16 protein-coding genes are annotated in these 15,628 nt (G+C 44.3%); 12 read left to right on the top strand and 4 right to left on the bottom strand.

The window, feature by feature from the left end:
• Positions 1–14: 14 nt before the first annotated feature.
• The gene (locus BQ5375_RS01755; RefSeq protein ID WP_022133078.1) at positions 15–458 is read right to left on the bottom strand and encodes an adenine nucleotide alpha hydrolase family protein; all 444 of its coding nucleotides are present in this window, start codon (positions 456–458) and stop codon (positions 15–17) included.
• 385 nt (positions 459–843) lie between these two features.
• Here BQ5375_RS01755 and BQ5375_RS01750 point away from each other — a divergent pair, with 385 nt between their 5' ends.
• From BQ5375_RS01750 to BQ5375_RS01715, 8 genes are all read left to right on the top strand, one after another.
• A complete protein-coding gene (locus BQ5375_RS01750) occupies positions 844–1,497 on the top strand; it encodes a redox-sensing transcriptional repressor Rex (protein WP_022133079.1) in 654 nt (217 codons plus the stop codon).
• 222 nt (positions 1,498–1,719) lie between these two features.
• Positions 1,720–2,838 carry a glycosyltransferase family 4 protein gene (locus BQ5375_RS01745; RefSeq protein ID WP_022133080.1) on the top strand — a complete coding sequence of 373 codons (1,119 nt, stop codon included), beginning with the start codon at positions 1,720–1,722 and terminating at the stop codon, positions 2,836–2,838.
• The gene (locus tag BQ5375_RS01740) at positions 2,835–3,878 is read left to right on the top strand and encodes a lysylphosphatidylglycerol synthase transmembrane domain-containing protein (RefSeq protein ID WP_022133081.1); all 1,044 of its coding nucleotides are present in this window, start codon (positions 2,835–2,837) and stop codon (positions 3,876–3,878) included. Before BQ5375_RS01745 ends, BQ5375_RS01740 begins: the two co-directional genes overlap by 4 nt.
• 154 nt (positions 3,879–4,032) lie before the next feature.
• Entirely contained in the window at positions 4,033–4,854 is an 822-nt protein-coding gene (locus BQ5375_RS01735) for a DUF368 domain-containing protein (RefSeq protein WP_022133082.1), read from the top strand.
• A gap of 113 nt (positions 4,855–4,967) precedes the next feature.
• Positions 4,968–5,780: a transporter substrate-binding domain-containing protein gene (locus BQ5375_RS01730; RefSeq protein WP_022133083.1), complete on the top strand. Its 813-nt coding sequence runs from the start codon at positions 4,968–4,970 to the stop codon at positions 5,778–5,780.
• Positions 5,781–5,957: 177 nt separating this feature from the next.
• Positions 5,958–6,620 carry an amino acid ABC transporter permease gene (locus BQ5375_RS01725; RefSeq protein WP_022133084.1) on the top strand — a complete coding sequence of 221 codons (663 nt, stop codon included), beginning with the start codon at positions 5,958–5,960 and terminating at the stop codon, positions 6,618–6,620.
• Positions 6,621–6,650: 30 nt separating this feature from the next.
• Positions 6,651–7,385: an amino acid ABC transporter ATP-binding protein gene (locus BQ5375_RS01720; protein WP_076917369.1), complete on the top strand. Its 735-nt coding sequence runs from the start codon at positions 6,651–6,653 to the stop codon at positions 7,383–7,385.
• Positions 7,386–7,718: 333 nt separating this feature from the next.
• Positions 7,719–8,906, top strand: a complete 1,188-nt coding sequence (locus tag BQ5375_RS01715; protein ID WP_022133086.1) for a CD0519/CD1768 family membrane protein — start codon at positions 7,719–7,721, stop codon at positions 8,904–8,906.
• Positions 8,907–8,954: 48 nt separating this feature from the next.
• On the opposite strand, the gene BQ5375_RS01710 is transcribed toward BQ5375_RS01715, so the two are convergent.
• Positions 8,955–9,812 (bottom strand): DegV family protein, encoded by an 858-nt coding sequence (locus BQ5375_RS01710; RefSeq protein WP_022133087.1) that lies wholly within the window; start codon positions 9,810–9,812, stop codon positions 8,955–8,957.
• A gap of 178 nt (positions 9,813–9,990) precedes the next feature.
• On the opposite strand from BQ5375_RS01710, the gene dpaL reads away from it, so the two are divergent.
• The 4 genes from dpaL (at position 9,991) to BQ5375_RS01690 (ending at position 13,863) form a co-directional block, all read left to right on the top strand.
• A complete protein-coding gene (dpaL, locus tag BQ5375_RS01705) occupies positions 9,991–11,205 on the top strand; it encodes a diaminopropionate ammonia-lyase (protein WP_022133088.1) in 1,215 nt (404 codons plus the stop codon).
• A gap of 256 nt (positions 11,206–11,461) precedes the next feature.
• Positions 11,462–12,232: a peptidylprolyl isomerase gene (locus BQ5375_RS01700; protein ID WP_022133089.1), complete on the top strand. Its 771-nt coding sequence runs from the start codon at positions 11,462–11,464 to the stop codon at positions 12,230–12,232.
• A gap of 90 nt (positions 12,233–12,322) precedes the next feature.
• Positions 12,323–13,198, top strand: coding sequence for a peptidylprolyl isomerase (locus BQ5375_RS01695; RefSeq protein ID WP_022133090.1), 876 nt, complete (start codon positions 12,323–12,325; stop codon positions 13,196–13,198).
• Positions 13,199–13,254: 56 nt separating this feature from the next.
• Positions 13,255–13,863 carry a peptidylprolyl isomerase gene (locus tag BQ5375_RS01690; protein ID WP_022133091.1) on the top strand — a complete coding sequence of 203 codons (609 nt, stop codon included), beginning with the start codon at positions 13,255–13,257 and terminating at the stop codon, positions 13,861–13,863.
• A gap of 151 nt (positions 13,864–14,014) precedes the next feature.
• On the opposite strand, the gene mnmA is transcribed toward BQ5375_RS01690, so the two are convergent.
• The gene (mnmA, locus tag BQ5375_RS01685) at positions 14,015–15,073 is read right to left on the bottom strand and encodes a tRNA 2-thiouridine(34) synthase MnmA (RefSeq protein WP_022133092.1); all 1,059 of its coding nucleotides are present in this window, start codon (positions 15,071–15,073) and stop codon (positions 14,015–14,017) included.
• Positions 15,063–15,491 carry a Fe-S cluster assembly scaffold protein NifU gene (gene nifU / locus BQ5375_RS01680; protein ID WP_022133093.1) on the bottom strand — a complete coding sequence of 143 codons (429 nt, stop codon included), beginning with the start codon at positions 15,489–15,491 and terminating at the stop codon, positions 15,063–15,065. The genes mnmA and nifU overlap by 11 nt, the downstream gene beginning before the upstream one ends.
• Between the last annotated feature and the right edge of the window lie 137 nt (positions 15,492–15,628).

The following is a 15,628-nucleotide window of genomic DNA, read 5'->3' as shown; positions in this document are numbered from 1 at the left end:
AAAACCCCCTTTCCTCAGGAACGGGAAGCGCTTTTTTGATAAACGCTTTTGTCGGTTACCTCATGCAGAGCACCGTTTTCGTCCACAGTGAAGAAGGTGACATGAGCAAATTTTTTCCAGATTCGGTGAAGAACAGAGTTTTTTGTCTGCGGCATACCAGTAACGACATAAGCGGTCTGATGATCCTTGATGTACTGAACGATTGTTTTAAAGGTATCCTCAGCGTACATGACGTTCATGATGGCGCTGTTCTGTGCAGAAATATTGAACAAATACTGGATAGCCTGCGGGTTTGCCGGATATTCATTGCTTTGTACGTTTAAAACAATTAAATCGGTTTTGGAGATGTCTGCGACACTCCGTCCGGCCTGAATCAGGCGTTCGCACTGAAACTGATTGGTTACCAGTACAGCGGTACTTTTTAAGGAAGTGGTTAATACGGTTTTGTTGCTTTCCATTCGTTAATCCATCCTATTCCGATTTATCATAGTTGTGTTATTAGAAGAAAAGAAAGAAAATCACAGCATTTTATACGAAAATGACCGTGAAATTTTCTGTGTTCGCTTTCATTATAAATGATAATTGTGAACAAAGTATGTCTGTAAAGGAAAGATAAAGCAGATAATATTTTTTGTAAAGCTTTTGTCGGAATAATATCAAACAAAGAGAAAAAAAGAAATAGAACATCTGAAAACATTGACAAACCGCTGACAGTGGCATAAAATAAATCAGTAAACTACTTTTATACAGTGACTGTGCTCATCCATCCCTGTATCAGTGGGGGTTTTTGTGGGATGAACTCCGTTTTTATCATAGAGAAGCAAAAAGAACAGGAGAAACGTTATGGCAAGATATGAGGGAGTTTCGGCATCTGTTATTCGCAGACTGCCAAGATATCACAGGTTTTTGTATGACCTGATTCAAAAAGGAGTACATCGAATTTCGTCTAGGGAGCTGGCAGAGCTGATGAGCCTGACCGCTTCCCAGATTCGACAGGATTTAAACTGTTTTGGCGGTTTTGGACAGCAGGGATACGGATACAATGTAGATGCTCTGTATGAAGAAATTGGAAACATTCTGGGCATCAACCAGGGACGCAAGATCATCCTTCTGGGTGCTGGCAACCTGGGTATGGCTCTGGTTAAACATCTTTCGTTTGAATCCAAAGGATTTAAACTGGTTGGAATCTTTGATAAAAATCCAAAACTGATTGGACAGAAAATTCATGGCATCGAGATTATGCCGGAAAGTGCTCTGGAAGAATTTTGCACCAAAGTAAAGCCGGATGCAGCAATCCTTTGTCTTCCAAAGGATGTTGTGGAAGAACTGGGTGACCGTCTGATCAGCTATGGAATTCGCGCATTCTGGAACTTTTCTCATTACGATCTGGGACTGCGTCATCGCGACAGCGGTGTTCCGATTGCAGTGGAAAATGTCCATCTGGGCGACAGCCTGATGACACTCTGCTATCAGGTAAATGAATTGGATGAAAATTAAAAAAACGGGAAAGCAGATCTGCTTTCCCGTTTTTTTTGTCGATTTTAATTGTAAAGAATTTTTGAGGATTCTGTAAAATAATATTAGATTTGTAGTAAGAGACTCCGGAAAGATCGTTTCGTAATCAGAACAAAATTTTAACAGGAAAAAAAAGAAAAGAGAACATTTCTCATATATAATAAAGGAAAATGAGAAAGAAACGATGACGAAGGAGGATCTTTTATGAGAGAATTTACACTTAATATGTTATCGCACGCAGATCGGGTAAAAGGACAGGGCGTGCTGTCAGCTTATCTGGAAGAACTCCATTTGATTACAGGAAATCTGGACCAAATTGAAGGAAAGGACACCGATTTTCAGATGAAAGTGGTTGTAAATTCTGCACGTCCAGCAGATATTACCCATATTCATACCGTAAATCCACAGTTTTTTATGCAGATCCCGTACCTGAAAAATAAAGGAGTAACCGTAGCTTCGGTTCATTTTCTGCCGGAAACAGTCGACCAGAGTCTGAGTATTCCAAAAGTATTCCGGGAATTCTTTTATGATTATCTGATTCAGTTTTATAAGAGTGTTGACTATCTGGTTACGGTAAATCCATGTTTTATTCCAAAGCTGGCAGCCTATGGAATTGACGAAAACAAGGTAACCTACATACCAAACTATGTTTCCTCAAAACAGTTTTATCCTGTGGATGAACAGAGAAAAAGAGAATTAAGAAAAGAATATCACCTGAAAGAGGATGTATTTACCGTGGTCTGTGCTGGTCAGCTGCAAACCAGAAAAGGTGTGTTTGAATATGCAAAACTGGCAGAGCAGCTTCCACAGATGCAGTTTGTATGGGCAGGAGATTTTGCCTTCGGCAATATGAGTGATGGCTACAAAGATATTGAAAAGCTGCTCAAAGAGCACCCACAGAATCTGCATTTTACCGGACTGGTCGAGCGAGATAAAATGCCGCAGGTTTATCAGATGGGTGATGTCATGCTGCTTCCAAGCTTTGATGAGCTGTTCCCAATGACGGTTCTGGAAGCGATGAGCTGCCATGTTCCGATTCTTCTGCGTGATCTGGACCTGTATCCGGTTATTTTGGATGGATATTATCTGAAAGCACAGGATAATGCAGGATTTGCAGAGGAGCTCAATAAGCTGTCACAGCAGCCACAGTATTATGAACAGGCAGTTCAGATGAGCCGAAAAGGCAATGATTTTTACAGCGAAGAGCATGTACTCTCGATGTGGAGAGAATTTTATCATGGTCTGCTTGGAGAAAGTCAACGACGTCAGAATAAGCCAATTTTGAAAAAAGTATTTTCAACAGCTGCAGGAGGAGTACGATGAAAGCAGATACCAAAGGTTATGCAAAAGGGCTGGCTTTTATTGCAGGTACCTTTGCCGTGCTGTGTATCTGGCTGCTCAAACAGTACAGTATTCAGGCGCTTTGGAAGATGATGCTCGGAATGCGGCCCTTGTGGATTCTGGCAGCGCTGGGATTGATGGTGGTTTATTGGGTCTTTGAATCATTGGGTCTGCATCTGGCTGTCAGTCGGTTTGTTCCCACACAAAATCCGGGAGATACCTTCTGTGCGACCATGATCGGTCAGTTTTTTAACTGCATCACTCCATTTTCGAGTGGTGGTCAGCCGATGCAGGCGTGGTACTTGGTGAAAAAAGGAGTGTCCCTCTCCTTTGCCAGCTGTTCCTTACTGATCAAATTTATTGTCTATCAGTTTGTATTGACCATCTATTCAGCGTTGACACTATTGTTGTGCTTTAAAAGCTTTTCAGGAAGGATTTCGTCCATCGGATGGTTGATTTTCGTAGGATTTGGTGTCAACCTGCTGGTGATCACCGGACTGTTGTGTCTGGGCTTTTTGCGCAGACCGACAGAAAAGGTTTTGTACGGAAGTGTGTCCCTGCTTAAAAAGGTAAAACTGATTTCAGAGCAGGCAGCAAGCAAAGCAAAGGAACGAATTCAAAAGGAACTGATGGAATTTTATGAGGGTTTTGCACAGATCCGCCAGGATATTGGGGGAATTTTAGCGATGTCCGCCCTGACAGCGGTGCAGCTGACGGCATTTTTCCTGATTCCGTTGTGTATCTTTTATGCATTCGGATTGGGAAAGGCGGATGTGCTCTTGATGATCTGTGCGGGAGCCTTTGTACTGAATTTTACCTCATTTATTCCACTGCCCGGTGCTGCTGCTGGTGCAGAAATCGGTTTCCATACTATTTTCAGCATATTTTTCCCAACGCATATCCTGAGTGTAGCAATCCTGTTCTGGAGACTGCTGACCTTCTACCTGCCGATTTGTGTGGGTGGATGCTTTACAGCTACAGCCGGTGTTTGGAGAAAGAATAAGAAACAAATTTCAGCTTGATTCAAAGAAAACTTCGCGGTATAATCAAGACAGCCGCAGGACACTTTTTAGCTGAAAGAGAAACAAAAAAGGACAGCCATGCGGTACTGTTTGAGACAGGGCAGGCGTCCTTTTTTTGTGTGTTGCGGACAAAAATTAAAGGAGAATTGTATTTATGGATTTTTTATCCCGCATCGTAAAAGGTTTGGTCGTGGGAGTAGCAAACATTATTCCTGGTGTCAGCGGAGGAACCATGGCAGTTGTTATGGGAATCTATGACAAGCTGATCGGCGCTGTTTCTGATCTTCGCAAGGATTTTAAAAATTCGGTGCTCTACCTGCTTCCGATTGGAATTGGTGCAGTTCTGGGAATCGTGCTTTTCAGCCACCTGATCGAGTTTTTGCTTCGTGATTTTACTATGCCGACCAATATCTTTTTCCTGGGACTGATTCTGGGAAGCATTCCGATGATTTATCACCGTGCAGTCAGGGAAAAGTTTAAAAAGGTCAGCTTGCTTCCGTTTTTTGTCAGTTTTGCCATTATGATGGTGATGACTCTGCTGCAGAATGTTTCAGATGAGGGAAGTGCCCTGATTACAACCCTTACAGTTGGCAGTGCAGTGCGTTTGCTTTTATCGGCAGCAGTGGCAGCAGCATGCATGATTATGCCGGGTATCAGCGGTTCGATGGTAATGGTGCTGCTGGGGGTATATACCTCAGTTCTGACTGCAATTTCTTCGCTGAACATTCCAATCCTAGTTCCGGTTGCAGTAGGTGTTTTGATTGGTATTTTTGCAGGAGCAAAGATTATTGACATCTGTATGAAGCGCTATGAGCAGCAAACTTATTTTGCTATCCTGGGGCTGATTGCTGGTTCCATCCTTCCAATCCTGCTCAATGCAGGCTTTACACCGGGATTGCAGGCAGTGCTTTCTGTTGTTACTCTGATTGCCGGAGCAGCGATTGCCATCTGGATGGGCAAGATGGAGCAAAACTAGTTTTAACAATTTTGGACACAAATTGTTAACTTGACGGGAAAATCTTCTCCATAGTATAATAAAAATAGTTTTACAAATTGATATAAAATTATAAACATAAGGGAGGAGTTTTCATGAAATTAAGACAAGTTGGAGCCTGGATTCTGATTTTGACCATCTGTCTTTTGACAGGATGTGGACAATCTGCCGAACAATCTTCTGCACAAACTGAGTCTTCCGACGTAGCCAAAACAATTGGGGTCGGTGTCAGTGGAGACTTCTATCCTTTCTGTTACAAGGAAAATGATGAACTCAAAGGCTTCGAGATTGATGTCTGGAATCGTATAGCAGAGGAAAACAACTGGAAGATCGATTATACTGTTGCGGACTTTTCTGGTTTGTTTGGAATGCTTGATACCGGCAAGATCGATACTGTGGCAAGACAAACGTCTTCTAACAATGAGACAAGACGGGAAAAATATCTTTTCTCGGATGTTTATCTGTACAGCACCTATAATCTGGTAACCAGAGCGGACAGCACGTTGGAAACACTGGACGATTTTAAAAATACCAAAATCGGTGTTGTTATGGGCGGAGATGGAGAACTGAACCTCAAAAAACTCAATGAAGAACATAATCTTGGAATTGAGATTGTTGGTTACGAAGCAACTCCGGCGATGGACAGCGATATTGAGCTGGGACGCATTGACGGCAGGGTAGCTCCAATGCTCCAGACCAAGATGAACATTGAGGAGAAAGGACAAAATTTCAAGATCACAGACAATATTGTGTATGTGGAAGAAGCAGCATATCCGTTCCAGAAAGATGATACCGAACTGGTAGAGGCAGTCAATCAGACACTTGCCAGCATGAGAGAGAGCGGAGAATTGCAGGAACTTTCTCAGAAGTGGTTTGGAATGGATGCGACAGTAAATCCGCAGCAGTAAAGAAATACTTGCATAATCAGCGCAATGCATTGAAAAAGGTCTGGCTTGGGAGCCTATGGCTTCCCAGTCAGGCTTTTCTTTCATTTGTTATTATAATAACAATTAGTATAATTTGGAACAGAAATTATCGTTTATTGGATTTTATGTGTGTGTTTTGGAGGAGAAGGAGGAAAGCGGATGTTTGACACCTCGTTTTTTGTGGGATTATTTCCCATTATGTTTCGATATGTCGACGTCACTCTTGGAATTTCGCTTGCGTCACTTGTTCTGGCGCTTGCCATTGCATTTATCATTGCGGCGGCCTACTATCTGGAGATACCGGTACTTAAGTCGATCTGTCATGGATGGGTTTCTTTATTTCGAGGAACACCCTTGCTGGCTCAGCTGTTCTGGATCTGCTATGGCCTTCCACAGATCATCATTCCGATGCAGAAACTGAGCATCATGACATTGATTATTCTGGGGGTCGCATTTAACGCTTCTTCCTATATGTCCGAAACACTTCGCGGCGCGCTTTCTTCGGTCAACAAGGGGCAGATGGAAGCCTGCCTTGCCTGCGGAATGACCCGCTGGCAGGGATTTTGCCGGATTGTACTGCCGCAGGCGATGCGGGTAGCGGTACCAGGATTATCCAATAACTTTGTGGATATTATTAAGCAGTCGTCGCTTGCTTTTACACTTGGTGTAACCGAGATCATGGCAGTAGCCAAGATGGAAGGTGCTACCAACCTCAAATTCCTGGAATCGTTTACGGCGGTTATGATCGTTTACTGGCTGATTGTCACCTTCTTTAATTATGTCCAGAAGTTGCTGGAGAAGGTGCTTTCCCGTATGTATTAAAAAGCGGGGTGATAGATCATGAAAGAAATTATGCTGAAGTTAAAAGGAATCAAAAAATCCTTTGAAGGAAAAACGGTGCTGGATGGCATCGATCTGGAAGTCAAACGGGGAGAGGTTGTAGCGATTATTGGGCCTTCCGGAACCGGAAAATCCACCCTGCTGCGCTGTATTAATCTGCTGGAAATTCCGGATGAAGGAACAGTCACGATTGGAGAATTGGAAGTAACAGCTCCCAAAATCAAAAGAAAAGAACAGTATGATTTAAGGGGTCAAACCTCGATGGTGTTCCAGCAGTATAACCTGTTTGCAAACAAGACGGCTCTGGAAAATATCACAGAACCACTGACCCGAGTAAAACACTTAAAAAAAGAGGAAGCAAGACGTCAGGGCAGAGAGATCCTCAAGGTGGTGGGACTAACAGAAAAGGAAAAGGAGTATCCATCCCGCATGTCCGGTGGACAGCAGCAGCGTGTCGGAATCGGACGGGCATTGGCAACTCACCCCAAGGTTATGTTGCTGGATGAGCCGACCTCCTCTCTGGACCCGGAACTTGTGGGAGAGGTTTTGGATGTTGTGCGCACTCTGGCATCCAAACATATTACCATGCTGATTACCACCCATGAAATGGACTTTGCCAGAAGTGTTGCAGACCGGGTTTTGTTTTTAGCCGATGGCAGAATTCAGGAGGAAGGGACACCAAAACAGATTTTTGATTTTCCAAAAACAGAACGTCTGAAGATATTTTTAAGCCATTACCATTCCTAAACAGCACCGCATCGTGTTTTTGCGGTGCTGTTTTAGCGTTTTGAAAAGAAATCAGCAAGCGGTTTTAGTCTTAAAAAAATAAATCTCCAAAAATTTCATGATACCAGTGATATCATGAATTTTAAGTTTGGCCGTAAAAATTTTATAGATTTTATAATTTTTGATAAAAATATGGTGCAATCTTCCAAAAAATATTTCAATAGATTGACACCTTATGGGCACTGTGCTATCATGGCAGATGGTATGAAACTTAAAATTCTGATATAAAACGCGGAATAATTTATATCAGAACAAAGATGAAATGAAGGAAATTTTTTCAGGAGGTAGAAGGGGATGGCTTCACAGGAACAGCTTAAAGAGCATCCTAATATTAAAAAGGTAGTCAGTCTGGAAAGCTTTATTTTTATGGCGGGCTTTGCCGTAATGTTTGGTGTGCTGGGAACAAAAATGGGTGCAATCAACATGCTCAACACCATGATGCAGACAGCATACCAGCTTTTGATGGATACTGTATTTTACATCATGGCGATCGCCGTTCTGGCAGGCGCACTGTCGGGTCTGTTTACAGAGTTCGGTGTCGTTGCGATTATCAATAAGATACTTTCTCCATTGATGAAACCTTTGTACGATCTGCCAGGTGCAAGCGTCGTTGGTATTCTGGCAACCTATCTGTCCGATAACCCGGCAATTCTGACTCTGGCTGATGACCAGGGCTTCCGCAGATATTTTAAGAGATATCAGCTGCCAGCACTGACTAACATCGGTACTGCATTTGGTATGGGTCTGATTATCACTTCCTTTATGATCGGTATTACCTCTCCAAGTGGAGAGAGCTTCATCGGTCCTGCACTGATTGGTAACTTGGGTGCAATCGTTGGAAGTATTGTCAGTGTACGTCTGATGCTGATGTTTACAGCAAAAGAATACGGCAAAACAGAGATGTGCGAGGTAGAAGGTATCAACGCAGTTATGTATACCGATTACCGTATGGTACGTCCGGGCAGCGCAGCTTCCCGTTTCATGTCCGCAATGCTGGATGGCGGAAAATCCGGTGTCAGCATGGGTGTAGCTGTTATTCCGGGTGTTCTGATTATCTGTACCTTTGTTATGATGCTGACCAATGGTCCTTCCGAAGCAGGTACCTATACCGGTGCAGCTTATGAAGGTATTGCTCTGCTGCCTGCTTTGGGCGATAAACTGGACTTTATCCTGAAACCACTGTTCGGATTTACAAGCTCTCAGGGCGTTTCGGTTCCGATTACCTCTCTGGGTGCAGCTGGCGCTGCAATCGGTCTGGTTCCAAAACTGGTTCGTGACGGCATGGCAACCGGAAATGACGTTGCAGTATTCACTGCAATGTGTATGTGCTGGAGTGGTTATCTGAGCACCCATGTTGCAATGATGGATAGCTTGGGTTACAGCAAGATGACCGGTAAGGCAATTATCAGCCACACCATCGGCGGTCTGTGTGCAGGTGTTGCAGCACACTGGATCTATGTTCTGTTTTCTATGATTGGTTAATCATTAGATAAAATAAAAAGCTCTCCAATTGGAGAGCTTTTTATTTTATCAGCATTCTTTTAAAACACAAATTCCAACCAGTCCCGGGCCGGTATGGACACCCAAAGCAGGACTGATCTGTCCGCGGACAGCAATGATTCCCTGTGGAATTTTCTTCTTCACTTCGGAAATCAAAGCTTCTGCTTCCTCAGCAGCATCCCCATGCATAACAGCAAGCATTGCTTTTGGACAACCTTCCGCGAACTTCTGCGCAAGTTCCAGCACCTTTTTGATGGATGGATTGCGTCCGATGCTCTTTGCTACTGCATAGTAAGCGCCTTCTTCATTGCAGGAGATAACCGGTTTGAGCGAGATTGCGCTTCCAAGAAAAGCAGCAACCTTTCCGATTCTTCCACCTTTTTGCAGATATTCCAGTGTCTTTAAGCAGAAGAAAACCTTGCTGTTCGGAATCATTTCTTCTGTTTTGCGGCAAAGTTCCTCAAATCCCATTCCTTCTTCCAGCAGCTGAGCTGCACGAACGGCAATGATTCCGCTGCCGATCGAAATGTTTTTGGAATCGACAACATGACACTCCAGATTTTCGTATTCTTCACAGATTAAGCGAAGCATATTGCAGGTTCCGCTGAGCGAGGAAGAAATACAGATAGCGAGCACTTTGCGGTAGCCTTCCGCATAGATTCGATCCAGAATGGAAGTGATCTGTTCTCCATCTGGCAAAGAAGTTTTTGGGATTTCAAAAGGAAGACGGCGATAAACCTCTGAAGCGTCAATGGTGAGTCCATCCAGATATTCTCCCTCATTAAACAAAATCTTCAGTGGAATCATGAAAATATGGTGGCGTTCCAGAAGTTCCGGTGGAACGTCACTTCCGGAATCGACTAGAATAGCAATTTTTTCCTTATTCAATCGAATCGATCCTTTCTGAAAATATAGTATATAAAACTATATTTGGTAGTTTATGAGAAAATTTTATATCCTGCAAGATGAATTGTCAAGGGAAAGATGTAAATGTTGCTTGAAAAAGCCTTTAATGCGTAGTAAAATCAAAGAAAATATCCATGAAGAATGATGGGAGGAAAGAAAGATGGCAGATGGATTTGAGATTGTTTCGTACAAACGGGAAGCAGGAAGAAAAACGAATATCCGTTTTTTAAACAGGGAAGTAGCAGAGAAAACAACGCAGTTTCACAAAAGCTTTCCAGGATATTGCAGAACCCCACTGGCTCGTTTAAAAAATGCGGCCAAAGAATTTGGAGTAGCGGATATTTTTGTGAAGGATGAGTCCTATCGATTTGGTCTCAATGCTTTTAAGGTGCTGGGTGCTTCCTTTGCAATTGGTCAGTATATCGCAAACCGTCTGGGAAGAGATCTGTCTGAACTGCCTTTCTCGGTCATGACCAGTGACGAGGTAAAAAAGGAACTGGGCGAGATTACCCTGGTGACTGCAACAGATGGAAACCATGGACGCGGTGTAGCGTGGACTGCCAACCAATTGGGACAGCGTTCGGTCGTCTATATGCCAAAAGGTTCTGCACCGGAACGCCTTGCCAATATCCGCAAGGAAAATTCTGATGCGTCCATCACCGATCTGCGTTATGACGATACTGTTCGCATGGCAAGAAAGCGTGCAGAAGAACCTAACTGCGTCCTGGTGCAGGACACCTCCTGGGATGGGTATACTCAAGTGCCGACCTGGATTATTCAGGGCTATACCACCATGGCGAATGAAATTGCACAGCAGCTTATCGAAATGGGCGTTGACCGTCCGACCCATATTTTCCTTCAGGCAGGGGTTGGCTCAATGCCGGCTTCGCTGTGCGGATTTTTTGCAAATATCTATGAGGACAATCAGCCTGTCATCACCGTTGTAGAGCCAAATAAGGCAGACTGCATTTTCCGCACCGCTAAGGCAGGAGATGGCAAGCTTCATTTTGTCACAGAAGAAATGAATACCATCATGGCTGGACTTGCCTGCGGAGAGCCTTGCCCGATTGCCTGGGATGTCCTCAAAGGTTATTGTGACCACTTTATCTCCTTCCCAGACTATGCGGCTGCAAAAGGTATGAGAGTTCTGGGAAATCCAATGGGAGATGACCCAAGGGTTGTTTCAGGAGAATCCGGCGCATCAGCATTTGGCTGTGTGGCAGAGATTTTGACAAACCCTGATCTGGTGTCCATAAAAGAAGAACTTGGAATCGACCAGAATTCCAGACTGCTCTTTGTCAGCACCGAAGGGGACACCGACCGCAAAAACTATCGGGATATTGTTTGGGACGGCAAATATCCAAGCAAAAAATAGGCTTTTCAGAAGCAATATTTTGAAAAGAGCAAGGGCTCCTGCGCTATTTTTGGTGCAGGAGTTTTCTTTTTTATTAAAGTTTACAATTTGTTTATCTGCGCGGAGAAAATGTAGTATATAATGATAAAAGAATTCGCAGATACATCACAAAGCAGGATGAATGTCAGTTTGAGCGAAATGTTTAGAATCTTTTGCAAGAAGGCGGTGAAACAAAATGATAAAAAGCTTGTCATGCATGATGATGGGAGCGTGCTTGATGTTTTCGATGACGGCCTGCTCTCTGGGACAGAGCATTGAAGTTTTGGATCAGGATAAAATCGTGTTGTTGCAAACAGAAGATATGGTGAGTGGAGAGGATATTGCCGTTGTGGAGACCTCGGAAGGGGTTTTTAAGATGCGGTTCTTCCCAAGCGAAGCGCCAAAGACGGTAGAAAACTTTATCGAGCTTGCTGAAAGCGGTTATTTTGATGGACAGATGATTTCCCGCATTGAAAAAATAGACCAGGAAGACCGCACCAAAGGTCGTATTGTGGCAGGAAGCGGAAAGCCTGTGGCAGAAGAGGGAAAATGTATTTTTGAAGAAAAGCTGGAACCGGAAATTTCCTATAATCTGGCAACCATTCCCGGAGCGGTCGTGTCCTATGCTCCGGATGGAGTAGTAGACAGCCGGTTTTTTATTGTGGGTTCCCGCAAAGTATATCAAGAAGAATTGGATGAAATCAGAGAAAACAACTACCCAAAACAGATGGTGGACCTGTTTGAAAAAGAGGGCGGCTATCCGGAAGAATGGCTGCATCAATCAGTGTTTGCCCAGGTTGTGGAAGGTATGGATGTTATTGACCGCATTATCAGAGAAAATCCAAGTACACCGGAAGAAGAAATCACCGATATTGAAATTGTCAGTGTCAATATAGAAAAATATCAGGAAAGCGCTCAGGAACAATCGGAAGAAGGAATGGAGCTTCAGACCTCAGCGGACAATCAGGAAGCAAAACCGGTTTTGAGCTATCAGTCATCAGGAAATTAAACAGAGAGCAGGAGAAATTTTCTGCTTGATTTTCCATGCGTTTTTCGGTACAATGACAAAGAATCCAAAGTTTAAGGGAGATATCAAACAATGAATCGTAAATCGACCAAAAAGATGCTGGCATTGCTGCTGGCAGCAATGATGAGTGTCAGTGTCCTGGCAGGCTGCAATCAGAACGAACAGAGCGAAACACAGCAGTCTACAGAAGAAACAACAGAACAGACAACAGAGCAGGCATCCGAAGAAAATACAGATGCAGAAAGCGCAGAATCCGAAAGCACTTCCGGGGAAGAAGCTTCTTCACAGAACACAGAGAAGATTACTCTTTCGGATGAAAGCGGTCTGCCTCAGTTTAACAATCCGGCAGAAGACAGTGAGGTTGCTGTAATCCACACCACGGCTGGCGATATCAGCGTAATGTTCTTCCCGGAATATGCACCAAAAGCAGTGGAAAACTTCCTGACACATGCAAAGGAAGGTTACTATGACGGTGTCAGCTTCCATCGTGTTATCAGTGATTTTATGATCCAGGGCGGCGACCCGAAGGGTGACGGTACCGGCGGTGAGAGCATCTGGGGCAAAGAATTTGAAAATGAAGTCAGCGACAAGATGTTTAACTTTAACGGTGCAATGGCAATGGCAAACGCAGGTCCAGACACCAACGGAAGCCAGTTCTTTATTGTTCAGGCATCTTCAATTCCAGATGGATATGATGCTTTGATGCAGCAAAGCGGTTTCCCACAGGAAGCAATTGACAAATACAACGAAGTAGGCGGAGCACCTTGGTTGGATGGCAGCTATACTGTATTCGGTCAGGTATTTGACGGTATGGACGTTGTAAACAAGATTGTGGAAGAGACTTCCGGAAATACTGATGAGAACGGCATCGTTCCAGAAGATGAGCGTGCAATCATTGAATCGATCACCGTCGCTCCTGCAACCGACTATTTTAACTATGCAGAATAATTGACATAGGAATTTGTAAACTCACCACGATTGTGAGTTTTGAGGAGGAGAAAACAATGTATCAGTTTGAAAAACCTGCAAAAGACGCAGAAGTTATCGTAATGAAAACTTCCATGGGAACCATCAAATTAAGACTGTTCCCAGAAAAAGCTCCAAAGACAGTTGAGAACTTTGTAACTCATGCAAAAGAAGGTTATTATGACGGTCTGACCTTCCACAGAGTAATCAACGGATTTATGATTCAGGGCGGTGACCCTCTGGGCAACGGTACTGGCGGCGAAAGCATCTGGGGCAGACCATTTGAGGATGAGTTTGATGTAGAACTGCGCAACTTCCGCGGCGCTCTCTCGATGGCAAATGCAGGTCCATGCACCAACGGAAGCCAGTTCTTCATTGTTCAGGCAAAAGACTGTGACCCAGGACTTGTTTCTCAGATGAAAGAGATCGGTGTAAATGCACGTGGTCAGGGCTTCCCAGAAGACGTTATTGCAAAATACGAAGAGATCGGCGGCACACCATGGCTTGACTACAAACACTCTGTATTTGGTCAGGTGTTTGAAGGCATGGAAGTTGTTGACAAGATTGCAGCAACCGATGTTACCGGTGAAAAGGTAATCATGGAAAAGGTTTCGGTAGAACCTGCTGCAAATCACTTTGCATACTAATAAAAAAGGCATCGGGATTTTCCCGATGCCTTTTTTATTAGATCAAAGTCAGTATTGTGAAAGAAAATGTTTTCTTGTCACAGGGGCGTTGCCCCCGTACCTCCACCACCTTTTGAAAAAGGTGGACGAAAACTTTTTTATTTTCACACTTTTATAGTTCCAGCTGCTTGGAGATATAACCTCCGCCCAGAACGGTAATTCCATCATAGATGACACAGGACTGTCCCGGAGCCGGTGCCCTCTGCGGGGTATCAAAGATAACCTTTGCTGTTCCGTCTTCCAGCAGGGTAATAGTAGCCGGAGCGTCTGATGCTCTGGAGCGTACCTTGACGTTGGCATGTGCGATTGGGTTGTCTTTGCTAAGCAGTGGATTTGGCTGGATTACGCAGTTGGTGAGCAGCACTCCGTCCGCATATTCTTCTCCGGTACGGGCAAGGTAGATGCGGTTTAATTCTGGGTCAATCTCTTTGATGAACACAGGGTATCCCAGCGCGATGCCGAGACGTTTTCTCTGTCCAACTGTATAGTGGAGCAGACCTTTGTGCTTGCCGCAGACTGTTCCATCCGGGGAGATGAAGTCACCGGATTTGGATTTACCCAGCTTCTGCTCGATGAAGGAAGCGTAATCCCCGTCCGGAAGCCAACAGATTTCCTGACTGTCTGGAGCGTCTGCACTGGCAAGACCAAGATCACGTGCAATCTGGCGAACCTCAGTCTTTTCTAAGCCTTCCAGCGGCAGAATCAGCATCGAGAGCTGTTCCTGGGTCAGGCGATAGAGCATATAGGACTGGTCACGCTCAATGCAGGCGGATTTTTTCAGGACAGCAATTCCATCCTCAAGATGTTCTACCCTTGCGTAATGACCAGTCGCAATTTTGTCAAAACCATGTTCCTTTGCAAATTGGCAGATGATGCCAAACTTGGTGGTAGGATTACAGAAGATACAAGGGTTTGGTGTTCTACCTGCCTGGTATTCTCGACAGAAGGGGAGAATAACATTCTGTTCAAATTCTTTGTGGCATTCGACCACATGGAGCTTAACATCAAGCTGGTCAGCAATGACCTGTGCTGCCTGTACAGCTGCTTTGTGTACCGGGGAAAATTCCAGAATGATTCCCTCTACCTCATAACCCTGCTGGCGTAGCAGATGAACTGCAACCGAGGAATCAACGCCGCCACTTAAAGCGACAAGAACTTTCTTAGTGGACATGGCATGCCTCTGCATCCGGCAGTTCGCCGACAAATGGGGTTGGATCGATACCGTTGCGGCGGTAGTAGTCAGCCAGAGCATGTTTGATTGCCTGCTCTGCCAGCACCGAGCAGTGAACCTTTACCGGCGGCAGACCGTCCAGAGCCTCAACAACTGCTTTGTTGGTGAGTTTGAGCGCTTCGCTGACTGGTTTACCCTTGATCATCTCGGTAGCCATAGAGCTGGTAGCGATTGCAGCGCCGCAGCCGAAGGTTTTAAATTTAACGTCAGTGATGACATCTTTGTCGATCTTCAGGTAGATTTTCATGATATCGCCGCAGGTAGCGTTGCCTACCTCGCCGACACCGTCTGCATCAGCGATTTCGCCAACATTGCGTGGATTGGAGAAATGGTCCCATACTTTATCAGAATACATCATAGTAGTATTATCCTTTCTTTTCAGAAAATATCAAAGTTTTAGTGGAAACAAAAAGTTTTGTCAACTTTTTCAAAAGTTGTGGGTTTCAAAAGGGCAAAGCCCTTTGCCGCACTCCGCAGAGTGCGGAATACCATGTG

It is taken from the genome of Negativibacillus massiliensis (genome assembly GCF_900148495.1).
Taxonomy (GTDB): Bacteria; Bacillota; Clostridia; order Oscillospirales; family Ruminococcaceae; genus Negativibacillus; species Negativibacillus massiliensis.
Note: the sequence above shows the minus strand (reverse complement) of the source record. Positions and strands in the feature narration are given on the sequence as shown.

Coding starts and splice junctions, on each gene's coding strand:
- mnmA (WP_022133092.1), bottom strand. CDS start 15,073: ATGTCCACTAAGAAAGTTCTTGTCGCTTTAAGTGGCGGCGTTGATTCC.
- BQ5375_RS01750 (WP_022133079.1), top strand. CDS start 844: ATGGCAAGATATGAGGGAGTTTCGGCATCTGTTATTCGCAGACTGCCA.
- BQ5375_RS01740 (WP_022133081.1), top strand. CDS start 2,835: ATGAAAGCAGATACCAAAGGTTATGCAAAAGGGCTGGCTTTTATTGCA.
- BQ5375_RS01715 (WP_022133086.1), top strand. CDS start 7,719: ATGGCTTCACAGGAACAGCTTAAAGAGCATCCTAATATTAAAAAGGTA.
- BQ5375_RS01730 (WP_022133083.1), top strand. CDS start 4,968: ATGAAATTAAGACAAGTTGGAGCCTGGATTCTGATTTTGACCATCTGT.
- dpaL (WP_022133088.1), top strand. CDS start 9,991: ATGGCAGATGGATTTGAGATTGTTTCGTACAAACGGGAAGCAGGAAGA.
- BQ5375_RS01690 (WP_022133091.1), top strand. CDS start 13,255: ATGTATCAGTTTGAAAAACCTGCAAAAGACGCAGAAGTTATCGTAATG.
- BQ5375_RS01735 (WP_022133082.1), top strand. CDS start 4,033: ATGGATTTTTTATCCCGCATCGTAAAAGGTTTGGTCGTGGGAGTAGCA.
- BQ5375_RS01695 (WP_022133090.1), top strand. CDS start 12,323: ATGAATCGTAAATCGACCAAAAAGATGCTGGCATTGCTGCTGGCAGCA.
- BQ5375_RS01700 (WP_022133089.1), top strand. CDS start 11,462: ATGTTTTCGATGACGGCCTGCTCTCTGGGACAGAGCATTGAAGTTTTG.
- BQ5375_RS01725 (WP_022133084.1), top strand. CDS start 5,958: ATGTTTGACACCTCGTTTTTTGTGGGATTATTTCCCATTATGTTTCGA.
- BQ5375_RS01720 (WP_076917369.1), top strand. CDS start 6,651: ATGCTGAAGTTAAAAGGAATCAAAAAATCCTTTGAAGGAAAAACGGTG.
- BQ5375_RS01755 (WP_022133078.1), bottom strand. CDS start 458: ATGGAAAGCAACAAAACCGTATTAACCACTTCCTTAAAAAGTACCGCT.
- nifU (WP_022133093.1), bottom strand. CDS start 15,491: ATGATGTATTCTGATAAAGTATGGGACCATTTCTCCAATCCACGCAAT.
- BQ5375_RS01745 (WP_022133080.1), top strand. CDS start 1,720: ATGAGAGAATTTACACTTAATATGTTATCGCACGCAGATCGGGTAAAA.